Origin of the sequence: Streptomyces sp. NPDC007983 (genome assembly GCF_042958345.1) — a bacterium.
GTDB lineage: Bacteria > Actinomycetota > Actinomycetes > Streptomycetales > Streptomycetaceae > Streptomyces.
Genome location: NZ_JBIBJI010000009.1, coordinates 366,495 through 379,382 on the forward strand (window position 1 = coordinate 366,495; position 12,888 = coordinate 379,382).

The window sequence follows — 12,888 nt, forward strand, 5'->3', positions numbered from 1 at the left end:
GCGCTGACCGTGCCCGTCTGCCGTGCGCCGAGGCCGGAGCCGGGGGCCGCGAGCGCGGCCCCCGTCAGCGCCGCCGAGACCAGCAGGGTGCACACCGCCGCCGTGGAGATCTTCGACGGCATCGCGTCAGCCCGCCCGCGACGGCGTCTGCTTGTTGCCGTCCACGACCGCGCGCTGGGTGATGGCGCTGGTGAAGGTCACGGTGCCGACCTTGAACACCCCGCTCGTGTCGGGCTTGACCTGGACATTACGCTCACCCAGGAACTCCAGGCTCTTCTTGTCGAAGATCCACTCGGTGCGCTGGCCGTCCTGCTCGTTCAGCCGCGCCACCGCGACCCCGTGGCGGCCGATGGCGTCGACCGCGTCGTCCACCGTCACGACCCCAGGGATCTTCGCCGCGGCCTGGTAGATGGCGGCGGTGAGCTTCGCGGGCGGGTAGCTCTCGGTCAGCAGATCGCCGAGGGCGACGAAGGCCGCCTGGTCGCGGGGGACCTCCTTGTCCCGGTCCTTGTCGGAGTCCTGGTTGATCTTCTTCAGCAGTGCGTCGGCGTCGGTGGGCAGCTTGACGAGGTTGTCGTACGCCGAACTGACCGGGTGCTCACTGGCCAGGGTGATGCCCCGATCGCCGGTCTCGCCCGCCTCGATCAGCCAGCCGTCCCTCCCGTCGCGGGACTGCCAGACCTGACGGTCGTGCAGCTGCTGGCTGACCACCGTGGTCGTGTCGTCCACCGTCTTGGGGTAGGTGCTGGCCACCTTCGAGGCGATGTAGAGGAACTGGCCGTCGCGCACCGTGGGCCCGGAGGCGTCTGCGGCGGCCAGCGAGATGCGGTCCAGCAGCCGGGCGGCGCCCTTCGCGTCGGCGGTGCCGAGCGGCGTGGTCAGCGCGGGTCCGGTGGCCAGGGGCGTCGTCCCGTCCCCGCCGTCGTTTCCGTACAGGGCGACACCGCCCACGATCGCCCCGGCGAGGGCGCAGGCCGCGGCGGGCAGCAGGATCCTCCGGCGCAGGAACGGACTGCGCTGCCGCGCGGGGGCGGCGGGTGCGGTGGTGTTGCGGATGTCGTCATGGATCTGGGCCATCAGGTGCTCCTTGTGCGACGCATGGCGGCCCGCCGGCAGATCCCGCTCCTCGGTGTCCCGAAGCTCCCGGGTCTCCGGCCACTCAGCCGGGTGCGGCTGGGAGGGGCTGGCGTTCATCGGTTTCCTTCCTCTGCGGACCGGATCGCGTAGCCGCGATCGCCTGTTATCTGCCGGGTGGGGGAGGCGAGTTCCCGTTTTTTCCTGATGAGTTCGGCATCGGCGAGCTTGCGCAGCTTCGTGCGGGCGCGGGACAGCCTGGAGCGGACGGTTCCGATGGGGATGGCGAGGGTGCGGGCGACGTCGGCGTACTCCATGCCCTCCCACAGGCACAGCACCAGCACCTCGCGCTCGGCCCGCTTCAGCGAGGCGAGCGCGGTCAGCGTGGCGTTGATGCGCCGCCGGTCGTCCACCCGGCCCGCCGTCTCCTCGGCGTGGTCGGGAATCCGCTGCGCCTCGGGCCCGGCCTCGGCGGCAGCGGCGGCCGCGGCCCGGTAGCGCCGGTTGCCGCGGCAGTGCGAGCGGGCGACGTTGGTGGCGATCCCCAGCAACCAGGGCCGCAGCGAACCCCCTTCGGCCTCGACCGACGCATGCCGCCGACACGCCTCCAGATACGTCGCCGACATGACGTCCTCGGCGACGGACCAGTCGGCGGTCAGCCGGAAGGCGTGGTTGTACACCGCGCGCGCGTACTCGTCGAACAGCTCCGCGAAGGCGTCGGGATCCCCGGCCCGCACCCGGGTTCGCATATCTGTGGTCACGTCTTCAACTGACCCGCGGGGGCGGGCGAGTTCCGGTGACGTGCGTCACAGGGCCCTCGCCCGTACGGGAATTCAGCGGGCTCGGCCGGCGATCCGGTCGAGCCATTCGCGCATGAGGGCGCTTTCGGACGCCGTCAGGGCGTCGGTACGCGGCAGTGCGGCGCGGAGGGTGACGGCGGCGGCGGGTCCGGGCTCGGGGGCGACGGGCGCGTCGGTGGTGATCGCCGCGAGCGCGGGGTCGTCGTCCCCGACACCGACTACCGCGCCCACCTGCTGGACCACGGCCTGCCCGAGGCGCGGGCCGACCTGCTCGTCGGCCTGTTCGCGGCGAGCCGCCGGGGCGACTTCGCCCCGGCCGACCCGACACTCGCCCCCTCCTCGGACGACCGGCCGCGCCCCTGGCGGACGTCCTGGAGGCGGCCCTGCGACAGGCGGCCACACCGACCGGGTGAGACCAGTCGAAGGCGGCAGTCCGGCGCGCCACACGGCGGGCATCTATAGGTGCAGTTATAATAAGCAGACCTATTCATGAGGGGACGCGTCCATGAAGAAGCCGCCCGAGATGTTCGACCGGGACTTCGAGTGGTCCGAGCTCGTCCGGTTCGCGACCTATGCCGGTCCGGAGGCGACGCTCGGCGTCGTCTCCGGGCGCCGTCGCCAGGGCAAGACCTTCCTCCTGGACGCGGTCACCCGGGCCACGGGTGGCTTCATGTTCACCGCGACCGAGACCACGGAGGCCGATGCGCTGCGTCAGTTCGGTGCCGCCCTGGCCTCCCACGTCGGCGAGCCCGTTCCGTTCAGGTTCTCCCATTGGGACGAGGCCATCACGCGACTGATGTCAATCGCGACGTCGGGCCCCACCACCGTCGTGATCGACGAGTTCCCCTTCCTCGCCAAGGCATCGCCTTCCCTGCCATCCCTCATCCAGCGGGCCCTCGACCCAGGCGCCCAGCACACCAACACCCCCGTGCGCCTCCTCCTGTGCGGGTCCGCGCTGTCCTTCATGGGCAAGCTGCTGGCCGGCAACGCACCCTTGCGGGGCCGTGCGGGACTCGACCTCATCGTCCCCACCCTGGACTTCCGCCTCGCCGCCCAGTTCTGGGACATCGCCGACCTGCCCACCGCCGTACTGACCAACGCGATCGTCGGCGGGACCCCCGCTTACCGGCGCGAGTTCACCCAGGGCGACACCCCCGCGGGCCCGGAAGACTTCGACGACTGGGTCATCCGCACCGTCCTCAACCCCGGGCGACCACTCTTCCGTGAAGCCCGCTACCTGCTGGCCGAAGAGCCCGAGCTCCGCGATACGGCTCTCTATCACTCGGTCCTGGCCGCCATCGCCCAAGGCAACGCGTCACGCGGCGGCATCGCCGACTACCTCGGCCGCAAGTCCACCGACCTCGCCCACCCGCTCGGGGTCCTCGAGGACGTCGGCATGATCACGCATGAAACCGACGCGTTCCGGAAGAATCGCTCCGCCTATCGGATTGCCGAACCGATGGTCACCTTCTACCACGCCGTCATGCGCCCGATGTGGGGAGATCTGGAGCGCCCCGGCCGCGCCGCCGATGTATGGAGCCGTGCCCAGCCCACATTCCGCAGCAAGGTCGTCGGACCGCATTTCGAAAGCATCTGCCGTACGTGGGCCCGATGGCATGCGGACCCCACCACCTACGGCGGCCACCCCGCCCGTGTAGCGAGCGGCACGGTATCCGACCCCGGCGCGAAGACCAGTCACGAGGTCGACGTCGCCGTCTTCGGCCGCGACACCGGCGAGCGCGAGACCCTGCTGGCCCTCGGTGAAGCGAAGTGGAACGACATCATGGGCGTGGGACATCTGCGCCGCCTGGAGCACCTGCGTAGCCTGCTGGGAGCCCGCAGCGGTGCCCCAGAGCAGGAGACCCGCCTGCTGTGCTTCAGCGGCGCCGGCTTCACCGAAGAACTCCAGGACATGGCGAGCCGGGACGAGACCATTCAGCTCATCGACGTGGCGCGGCTTTACCACGGGACGTGACGGCCCTGGATTTCCTACAGGCAGGCGTCACGGCCATCAACTGCCCGCACGCGCGCGCTGCCGGTGGGCCTTCTGCCTGCACGCCGCCCCACAGAACCGTGCGGGGCGGCCCGCGCGGCCCGTACGGTCGCCGGGCAGTCGGCCGCCACACATCTCACACCGCCCGATTTCGTCACGCGGACCGTCGGCTTCCCTTTCCGCCTCCCTCATTACGTTACGGGTTTTCGTTACGGCCCGCTCCGGCCGCAGGCCGTCGCACATCACCGCCGTCAGCACCCCGGGCCCGGGGCCCCGCCCCTGTTCCATGGCCGCACATCCCGCCACCAGCGCCCGCACGTCCGCCGCTTCGACGTCCGCCCGCACCGCCCCGGCCTCCTGGGAACGCCGGAGCAGCACGCCCAGCACCTCGCCGAACTCGCGCCTGGCAGCGACCGCCGTCTCATCGGGCGAACGGCCGGGCGCCTCCCGCGCGAACGCCTCGCACAACGCACGGTTGAACGACGCCTCCCTGATCACCCGCCCCAGGAAGCCGAAGAACGCCACCCCCGGATCTTCGGCCGCGGCCAGCGCCCGCCCCTCCGCGACGAAACCCGCCACGCCTTCGGCGATCACCGCCGCGAAAAGGTCCTCCTTGGAGGGAAAGTGGCGGTACACCGTCCCGGCACCCACCCCGGCCCGCTCGGCGATGACACCGAGCGGCACCATGCGGCCCTCTGCCGCGAACGACGCCCTGGCCGCGGCCAGCACCCGCGCCCTGTTCCGCCGCGCGTCGGCCCGGGAGGGCAGCGCCTCCTCCCCCTCTGCCACGTCCTTCACCCTCGCTCCTGATTGACAAACGGGTCGGACATTCCGGTACGTTAACCGGGTCACTCGTTCCGATTCTATCCGGGAGCGTTCCCCTATGAGCCCCACGACGTCGAAACGAACCATCCTCGTTACCGGCGCGACCGGTCAGCAGGGCGGCGCCACCGCGCGGCGCCTGCTCGGCGACGGCTGGCACGTCCGCGCGTTCACCCGTGACGTCGCCGGCCCCGCGGCCCGCGCCCTCGCCGCGGCGGGCGCCGAAGTGGTCGCAGGCGACCTGGACGACCGCGCCTCGCTCGACGCGGCGGCCCGCGGAGCCCATGGCGTCTTCAGCGTCCAGCCCACCCCCGGCGTGTCGGGGGTGCCCGAGGAGTACGGACCGGAGGACGAGGTGCGGCGAGGCCGGAACGTGGCGGACGCCGCGCTGGCCGCCGGAGCCCATCTCCTCGTCTACGCCTCCGCGTTCGGCGCCCACGATGACAGCGGACTGTCGACGCTGGAGAGCAAGCGGCGCATCGAGGAGCACATCGGCGCGATCGGCATGCCCGCGACCGTCCTGCGCCCCACGTCCTTCATGGAAAACCTGCTCCACCCCCTCTGGGGCCTCCGGGGCGGCGCCCTGGCCACCCCCTTCGACCCGGACACCCGCCAGCAGTTCATCGCGCTCACCGACATCGCGGCCTTCGCCGCCCTCGCCTTCGCCGACCCCGCCGGCTTCCGCTCCCGCGCCTTCGACCTGGCGGGCGACGTCCTCACTCCACCGGAGACCGCCGCCGCCATCAGCCGGGCCACGGGCCGGGAGGTCCCGTACGTCCACATCCCCCTCGAAGCGGTACGCGCCCGGAGCGAGGAGGCGGCTCGCGGCATCCAGTCCCTCAACGACGGCCTCTACCCCCTGGTCGACATCGAGCCCCTCCGCGCCCTCCACCCCGGCCTGCTCACCTTCGATGCCTGGCTGACCGCGTCCGGCGCGACCCGCCTCAAGGCCCTGCTGAACGCGTGACCAGCCGGGCCGACGAGGCTCCCCCAGTTCCGGCCACCGATCGTTTGCGCGCGAGGTGACTCACCAGTTGGACGTAAAGAGTTCGCCAAGAGGGGCCTGATCGGCCACGTGCTGCGGCCCTACGTTCTTCCCTCGTGACCAGTCGGCGACGCTCAACCAGCCATCCATTCGACCTTCTTGATGAAGGAGTAGCTGTGGAACGTCGTGTCTTCCTGCGCGGAGCAGTCATCGGAGCCTCCGCCGCCGCCTTCGGCGGCACCCTCATGCGCGGCGCCGCCTACGCGGCCCCCGCGCAGACGGGCCCCGGCCCGTACGGTGCTCTGCAAGCTGCCGACGCCAACGGCATCGCGCTGCCCAGCGGCTTCACCAGCCGGGTGATCGCCCGGTCCGGCCAGTCGGTGCCCGGCACCTCGTACACCTGGCACAACGCCCCCGACGGCGGCGCATGCTTCGCCGACGGCACGGGCTGGATCTACGTCTCCAACTCGGAGATCAACCCCAGTGGCGGCGCGAGCGCCGTCACGTTCAACTCCTCGGGCACCATCACCGGTGCCCGCCGCATCCTGTCCGCCACCCGGCAGAACTGCGCGGGCGGCGCCACCCCGTGGAACACCTGGCTGTCCTGCGAGGAGGTGTCCCTCGGCTACGTCTACGAGACCGACCCGTGGGGCGTGAACGCAGCCGTCCGCCGCGACGCCATGGGCAAGTTCAAGCACGAGGCGGCCGCCGCCGACCCGGTGCGCAAGGCGATCTACCTGACCGAGGACGAGACGGACGGCTGCTTCTACCGGTTCGTCCCGGCCACCTGGGGCAACCTGTCCTCCGGCACGCTCCAGGTGCTGGTCGCGGGCACCGGCACCTCGGGGTCGTTCAGCTGGACGAACGTGCCCGACCCCGACGGGTCGCCCACGGCCACCCGCGACCAGGTCCCGTCCGCCAAGATCTTCAACGGCGGCGAGGGCTGCCACTACGCCAACGACACCGTCTGGTTCACCACCAAGGGCGACAACCGCGTCTGGCAGCTCGACCTGGCCAACAGCACCTACGAACTCGCCTACGACGACAGCCTGGTCAACCCCGGCCCGGCCCCGCTGACCGGCGTCGACAACGTCACCGGCTCCTCCTCCGGCGACCTGTTCGTCGCCGAGGACGGCGGCAACATGGAGATCTGCGTCATCACCCCGGACGACATCGTCGCGCCGTTCCTGCGCATCTCCGGCCAGTCGGGCTCGGAGATCACCGGCCCGGCCTTCTCCCCCGACGGCAAGCGGCTGTACTTCTCCAGCCAGCGCGGCACGACGGGCAGCTCCTCGGGCGGCATCACCTACGAGGTCACGGGGCCGTTCCGCGCCTCGGCCTGATCGTGATCCGGTGAGGGGTGGGCGGCGCGGCGGCGCCGCCCACCCCTCAGGACCGGGGGTCTCGCTCGTTGAGCGCGTCGAACTTGCGTACCTCATTGCGCATGCGCGGGCCCCACTTGGCGAAGAGCGCCATGACCTCCGGTGTGGCAAGGTGCCGATCGAGCGCCTTCTGGGAGGCCCACTGCTCGAGCACCGTGACGGTCCCGGCCGCCGCGTCCTCCACGCAGAACGAGATCAGTACGTTTCCCGGATTCGCCGCAGCGATCGGGTAGGTGGCCTGCGCCTCGGCGATGAACGTCTCGATGTCGTCGGCAGGGATGAAGACCCGGCCGGCAACGATGATGGACGTCTGCTCCATGTTCAACGTTTCTACCTTCGCGTTCCGGTGCGGAGCCGGATCGGCCCCGCACCCGTGCAAGGTAGCCCCTGACATCGGCGTCAGCTGCAAGGGCCTTGGGCCTCACGCCCGAGGTGCCGCCCCGATCCGCCCGCCGACGAGGGCGTTCCGGAAGTCCGCCCAGGCGGCGGGGGCCAGGCGGAGTATCGGCCCGCCGGGGTTCTTGGAGTCGCGTATCGCCACGGCGCCGGGCAGGTTGGTCGCCACCTCGACGCATTCGTGCTCCGGGTCGCTGTAGCTGGACTTGCGGTACACCAATCCGCCGCCGCTCACTCCTCCCCCGCGATCACGGCCTGGAAGGCGTGCCATGCGGCTGGCGCGAACCGGAGCATCGGGCCGTCCGGGTTCTTGGAGTCCCGTATCGCCACGGCGTCGGGCACATTGGTGGCCACCTCGACGCACTCCTGTGTTCCGTTGCTGTAGGTCGACTTGCGGAAATCGAAGGTCGTCATAAGCTCACGGTTTCTTGATCAGCGTCCCGATGAAGGTGCGGGACTCGGCTTCGGGGAGAGCAATCCTCGCAGTCTCATCGAACAGTCTTGCGTGCTGCGCTGCCGCATCGCCACCTTCCACCCACATCTCGGAAAACGGCAGCTCCATGTAGACCACGTCCATGGCCCCAGGCTCTGCGAACGACAGAACGTTGAAGGAGCCAGTGAGGCCTGCGACAACCCCGTCAGCCGTCCCCGGACGACAAACACGGCCGCGGGCTGCTCATCGTCCGCGCACTCGCGACCCGCTGGGGCGTACGGGAGCGCACCGTCGGCAAGGAGATCTGGGCCGAACTCGACCTGGCTACCCCGCGCATGGCCGACGAAGGGCAGTCGCATCCACGCGCTTAGGGGTCCCGCTCCGGCTTCGCGAGCAGGATGCCCAGGCGGCGCACGACGTCGACCTGGGCCGGGTTGTAGAGGTCCGTGAGGGCCTTGTCGATCGTCCGCTTGGCGAACCGCTCACCACGCGGGGCATCGGCGCGCAGCGTACTCAGCCCTGGGTGCTTCCGGTGCAGTGAGCGCACGCTCGGGACCATGCGCTCGGCCAGGTCGGCGCGGGTCCGCTCATCGGCGTCGGCGGGTAACTTCTCGAACTCCTCACCGACAGGACCGATGGTGGGGTTCTCCAGGTAGTCGGTGTAGGCGTCCATGCCCTTCGGGCCGAGCACCGCGCCCATGACGGTGACGAACGAGCGGTCCGCTTCGGGCATCGCAGTGTCCGCCGCCGCGGTGAACTCGGGTGGCAGGTCGGTCGGCGCCGCCTTGTGCAGGATGAGACTCAGCTCCACCCTGGCCCGCTGCAGCCTCTCGATCGTGGCCGCCAGTTCGGCGTCGAGGGAGCGTAACGCTTCCTCCGGGCGGTGGCCGTCAGCGGCGCGCATCTCGGCGATCCGGGACAGGGAGAACCCCAGGTCCACGAGGCGCTTGATCCGCAGCAACTTGACGAGGTGGGCCACCCCGTACTGCTTGTAGCCGTTGGCGCGGCGTTCCGGCTCGGCGAGCAGACCGACCTCGTGGTAATGCCGTACCGCACGCAGACTGGTGCCCGCGAGCTCGGCGATCTCGCGCGTGCTCCACGCCACGACGCTCTCACTCCGTCCCACCGCCGGGTCTCGGCACGGTCACACCGACGCCCCCGGCCGAATGCATGCCCTCAGCACACAGTCGAAACACGACCGCGTCCGGCCAAGTGCCCCACCTCACAGGGCTCGTGGATTGAGTGTGCCGCGACGGCATGGTTTCTCCTGTTCCCGACTGGCCCGCCAGCCACAACGGAAACGGGGAGGACAGAGTGCCCACAACCGACCACGACCCGCCCACCCCCCGCGGCCCCAGGCCGTGGGACCCTCCGTCTCGGGGGCGTGGCGCCAGACCTCGCATTCCGATCGTTCTCCTGCTGGTCACCGCGCTCCTCGCCGGGATGCTCACCGCGCTCACCGCCGCGGTCGGAGCCTCGTCGGCCCACGCCGCCGCCGTCGACCGCACCGTCCTCACATGGAACATGCAGGGTGCCGGTGAGGACGGCGACGACCCCGCCCGCAAGTGGGAGGTCCTCAAGAAGCCCCTGCTGTCCGACGCGGATGCCGGCCGGGCGGACGTCGCGCTGCTCCAAGAGGCCGGGCCCATGGACGTACCGGGGAGCGCAGACCATCAGGGCACACTGAGCCCCAAGATCGTCAACGGTGGGTCCGAGCCCATCGACAAGGTCGAGCACTACACCTGGAAGGTCTCGGGGCAGCAGACCTACCACATCTACCGCGTCGAGTGGGACACCAACGGGCACCGCGTGAACCCCACGATCGTCACCCGCGAGCCGGCCGACGATACGGTCCTGGTCGGGCGGGTTTCCGCTGGTCTGCGCCCGATGCTGGGCGTGCAATTCGGCAACGATGTGTACTTCACCCTGCACTCCGACTCCCCGAACGGCAACGACGCGATGGCGCAGGCGCGCAGGGCCTGGACATGGGCGCAGGCGCAGACCCCGACGCCGTACAGCGTCATGGTCGGCGGCGACTTCAACCGGGAGCCGGATCAGCTCGGCAACCTCAACGGCCTGACCCTGCACAACACGGGGAAGGAGACCCATACCAGCAAAAAGGAGCTCGACTACGCACTCGCGGGGAACGTCCAACAGCAGGGCCACACCAACCCTGTCCGGCTCGCCGAACCGGGGCGCTTCTCCGACCACTCCCCTGTGCTGCTGATCCCCGACCAGGCGTGTACCTCGGGCGCCACCCGCGTCGGCGGCAGACAGTCCGCGGCCACTCCGGCCGCCGCCGGCGCCGAGCAGTGCGAGGACGCGGTGGTGTCCATGGGCGACAGCTACATCTCCGGCGAGGCCGGGCGCTGGCAGGGCAATGGCTTCAACGGCCAGTACAGCTACAAGGCCAAGGAGGGCTCCGCGTACGGCACCGACCGGACCGCGTTCGACTGCACCGGCAGCGGGGTCGACGAGAAGTGCGAGCATGACCCGAAGCGGGTGTACGGGAACACCGGTGAGGGTGAGGAGATGTGCCACCGGTCGGATGTCGCGCCGATCAAGTCGATCGGCGACGAGCTCGGCATCCCGCAGAAGCGCCGCTTCAACATCGCCTGTTCCGGCGCCACCACCGAAGATGTGACCTCCCGGACCTTCAAGGGCGAGAAGCCACAAGTGGAGCAGCTGGCCGAGCTGGCCGGCCGGTACCGGCTCAAGTATGTCGTGCTCTCCATCGGCGGGAACGACCTGGGCTTCTCCAAGATCGCCAAGGACTGTGTCGCCGGCTACGAGGGCAACCTCCCGTGCAGTGACAACGGCCGCGAGGAAATCGAGCGCAAGCTCGGCGATGTGCGGGACGCGGTGGACACCACGGTCAAGGAGATCCGGGAGACTCTGTCGGGCGCCGGCCAGGACGGCACGAAGATCGTCATTCAGGGGTACCCCAACCCCGTGCCCTCGGCGCTGAAAATGCGCTATGAGAACGCGGGGTGGCAGCGGGAGTTGGTCGGCGGCTGCCCGCTGCTCGACGAGGACGTGGACTGGCTCCACCACGACGTCGTGCCTGGCCTGAACAGGGGCCTCTCCTCCGTCGCCCAGTCGCGCGACGCCATCTTCCTCAACACCGAGTCCGCGTTCGCCGGTCACCAACTGTGCGAGCGGGGCGCGAAGCAGGCCGGCGAGGACGACACCCTCGACAACCCGCCCGACGCGACCGCGGCCGAATGGGTGCGGTGGATTCCGGGGCTGATGGACTGGTTCCCCTGGACTCAGGGCGAGGCGCAGGAGGCGGCGCACCCCAACGCGTTCGGGCAGCAGGCACTGGGCACCTGCCTGCGCCGGACCTTGGAGGCGACGAACGACCGCTCCAAGGGCTCCTTCGACTGCCGGGGGGCGCCCAACACGGGCCCTGACAAGGTACGGGTATCCGAGGAGGGAACGGATCAGAGCGTCCGTTTGATGCCGCTGGGCGACTCGATCACCTATGGCAAGGAAAGTTCCGACGGAACCGGCTACCGCGACGAGCTCTACGACGCTCTCGAAGACCCGGCCGGTAGGCAACAGGTCAACTTCGTCGGCTCAGTGCGCGCGGGAAAGTTGTCCGACCGGGACAATGAGGGCCATCCGGGTAAGCGCATCGATGAGATCGCGGGGCACGCCAAGTGCTACGTACCCCGGTACCAGCCGAACGTGATCACCCTGCATGCCGGGACCAACGACGTCAACCAGGAGTACGAACTCTCGACGGCGCCCCAGCGCATGAAGAAACTGATCACAGACGCGCTGGAGGACTCACCGAAAGCGGTGGTCGTGGTCGCGAAGGTCATCCCGACCGGGAAAGCCGGTCTGCAGCCCCGCATCGACGCGTTCAACGCCAAGCTGCCCGGCATCGTCTCCGACCTCCGTGCGGACGGCAAGCACGTGGTGCTGGTGGACACCAATGACGTCAAGGTCGGCGACGGCCTCCAGGACGACGCCCACCCCAACGACCACGGCTACGCGAAACTCGGCTACGACTTCCACAGCGGCATCGTGGAAGCTGCGGACCGAGGCTGGATCAAGAAGCCCGACCCGCAGAAGCCGGCCACCAAATGCGATCCGGACGACCCGGATGAGGACCAGAGCAAGGCGGGACCGGGCTGGCGGGCGCTGGGTGTCGTCGCCCCCGGCATGGACTATCCCTCGGGCCGCACCGACCTCATGGACTTCGACGGTGACGGCCGCGACGACTACGTGCGCATGTCCCACCGCGGCAAGTTGCGTGTCGCTCTCAACCGCAAGAGCCAGCCCGGCAAACCGCGTTGGGAAGAGACGGACCCCAGCTTCGATACCGTCGGCAGCCGTAAAGGATGGAATTACCACTTCGCCGATTTCAACGGTGACGGCCGCGATGACGTCGTCGTGGTGCCTCCCCGGAGCACGAAGAAGCAAAACGTGGAGCTTTGGCTGAACAAAGGCCCGAAAAACGGAGTAATCCAGTGGGACTACAGGATTCCCTTCAAGCTCACCAATGTTCCCCAGGAGGCCGTCCGGTTCGCCGACGTCAACGGTGACGGTCGCGCCGACTACCTGAGGGTCGGCAAGGACGGCTCCGTCCACGCTTACTACAACCTGAAGGCGAAGGACGGTGGCTACCACTGGAAGGAGCACCGTAACTGGGCTCCTGGCGTCCCCTACGGCTCCCGTGACCGGCTGCGCCTAGCGGATGTCGACGGTGACGGCAGGGCCGACTACCTCATGGTCGGCAGGCGCGGGGCCGTCCACGCCTACATCAACGAGGGCGGCCGGGGTCACGGTGGCTTCACCGAGCACCGCAACTTCGTCAAGGAGACCGGATTCCCCGGTGACGAGGTGGCGTTCCGCGACATCAGCGGCGACGGAAGGTCCGACTACGTCGTCGTCTACGACGGCGGATCCGTCCGGGCCTGGCTCAACCGAGGCGGCAACACCTAAGGCTCCCGCCGGTTGATCCGTCCCCGCCCCACGGGGCCTGGCGCGTGCAG

The 12,888-nt window shown here is 69.7% G+C and carries 13 protein-coding genes; 4 read left to right on the plus strand and 9 right to left on the minus strand.

Going from position 1 to position 12,888, the window contains the following annotated elements; all coding sequences use genetic code 11:
* Nucleotides 1-126 precede the first annotated feature (126 nt).
* From ACFZCY_RS28195 to ACFZCY_RS28205, 3 genes are all read right to left on the minus strand, one after another.
* Nucleotides 127-1,194, minus strand: coding sequence for a CU044_5270 family protein (locus ACFZCY_RS28195; RefSeq protein WP_391179115.1), 1,068 nt, complete (start codon nt 1,192-1,194; stop codon nt 127-129).
* Nucleotides 1,191-1,835: a sigma-70 family RNA polymerase sigma factor gene (locus tag ACFZCY_RS28200; protein WP_391179117.1), complete on the minus strand. Its 645-nt coding sequence runs from the start codon at nt 1,833-1,835 to the stop codon at nt 1,191-1,193. Before ACFZCY_RS28200 ends, ACFZCY_RS28195 begins: the two co-directional genes overlap by 4 nt.
* A 72-nt stretch (nt 1,836-1,907) precedes the next feature.
* The gene (locus ACFZCY_RS28205; RefSeq protein WP_391179119.1) at nt 1,908-2,105 is read right to left on the minus strand and encodes a hypothetical protein; all 198 of its coding nucleotides are present in this window, start codon (nt 2,103-2,105) and stop codon (nt 1,908-1,910) included.
* A gap of 274 nt (nt 2,106-2,379) precedes the next feature.
* Between ACFZCY_RS28205 and ACFZCY_RS28210 the strand changes: the two genes are divergently transcribed.
* Nucleotides 2,380-3,849, plus strand: a complete 1,470-nt coding sequence (locus ACFZCY_RS28210) for an ATP-binding protein (protein WP_391179121.1) — start codon at nt 2,380-2,382, stop codon at nt 3,847-3,849.
* A 36-nt stretch (nt 3,850-3,885) separates the two neighbouring features.
* Here the strand turns inward: ACFZCY_RS28210 and ACFZCY_RS28215 are convergent, their stop codons facing one another.
* Entirely contained in the window at nt 3,886-4,665 is a 780-nt protein-coding gene (locus tag ACFZCY_RS28215) for a TetR family transcriptional regulator (RefSeq protein WP_391179122.1), read from the minus strand.
* 85 nt (nt 4,666-4,750) lie between these two features.
* Between ACFZCY_RS28215 and ACFZCY_RS28220 the strand changes: the two genes are divergently transcribed.
* Entirely contained in the window at nt 4,751-5,656 is a 906-nt protein-coding gene (locus ACFZCY_RS28220; protein ID WP_391179125.1) for an NmrA family NAD(P)-binding protein, read from the plus strand.
* 194 nt (nt 5,657-5,850) lie between these two features.
* Nucleotides 5,851-7,017, plus strand: a complete 1,167-nt coding sequence (locus ACFZCY_RS28225) for an alkaline phosphatase PhoX (protein WP_391179128.1) — start codon at nt 5,851-5,853, stop codon at nt 7,015-7,017.
* Nucleotides 7,018-7,063: 46 nt separating this feature from the next.
* Here ACFZCY_RS28225 and ACFZCY_RS28230 read toward each other — a convergent pair whose 3' ends face one another.
* From ACFZCY_RS28230 to ACFZCY_RS28250, 5 genes are all read right to left on the minus strand, one after another.
* Nucleotides 7,064-7,375, minus strand: coding sequence for an antibiotic biosynthesis monooxygenase (locus tag ACFZCY_RS28230; protein WP_391179129.1), 312 nt, complete (start codon nt 7,373-7,375; stop codon nt 7,064-7,066).
* 102 nt (nt 7,376-7,477) lie between these two features.
* A complete protein-coding gene (locus ACFZCY_RS28235; protein ID WP_391179133.1) occupies nt 7,478-7,687 on the minus strand; it encodes a DUF397 domain-containing protein in 210 nt (69 codons plus the stop codon).
* A complete protein-coding gene (locus tag ACFZCY_RS28240) occupies nt 7,684-7,866 on the minus strand; it encodes a DUF397 domain-containing protein (RefSeq protein WP_391179136.1) in 183 nt (60 codons plus the stop codon). The genes ACFZCY_RS28235 and ACFZCY_RS28240 overlap by 4 nt, the downstream gene beginning before the upstream one ends.
* Before the next feature lie 4 nt (nt 7,867-7,870).
* A complete protein-coding gene (locus ACFZCY_RS28245; protein ID WP_391179139.1) occupies nt 7,871-8,029 on the minus strand; it encodes a Scr1 family TA system antitoxin-like transcriptional regulator in 159 nt (52 codons plus the stop codon).
* A gap of 223 nt (nt 8,030-8,252) precedes the next feature.
* The gene (locus ACFZCY_RS28250; RefSeq protein WP_391179142.1) at nt 8,253-8,990 is read right to left on the minus strand and encodes a MerR family transcriptional regulator; all 738 of its coding nucleotides are present in this window, start codon (nt 8,988-8,990) and stop codon (nt 8,253-8,255) included.
* Nucleotides 8,991-9,199: 209 nt separating this feature from the next.
* On the opposite strand from ACFZCY_RS28250, the gene ACFZCY_RS28255 reads away from it, so the two are divergent.
* Nucleotides 9,200-12,838, plus strand: a complete 3,639-nt coding sequence (locus tag ACFZCY_RS28255) for an FG-GAP-like repeat-containing protein (RefSeq protein WP_391179145.1) — start codon at nt 9,200-9,202, stop codon at nt 12,836-12,838.
* The last annotated feature ends 50 nt before the right edge of the window (nt 12,839-12,888 follow it).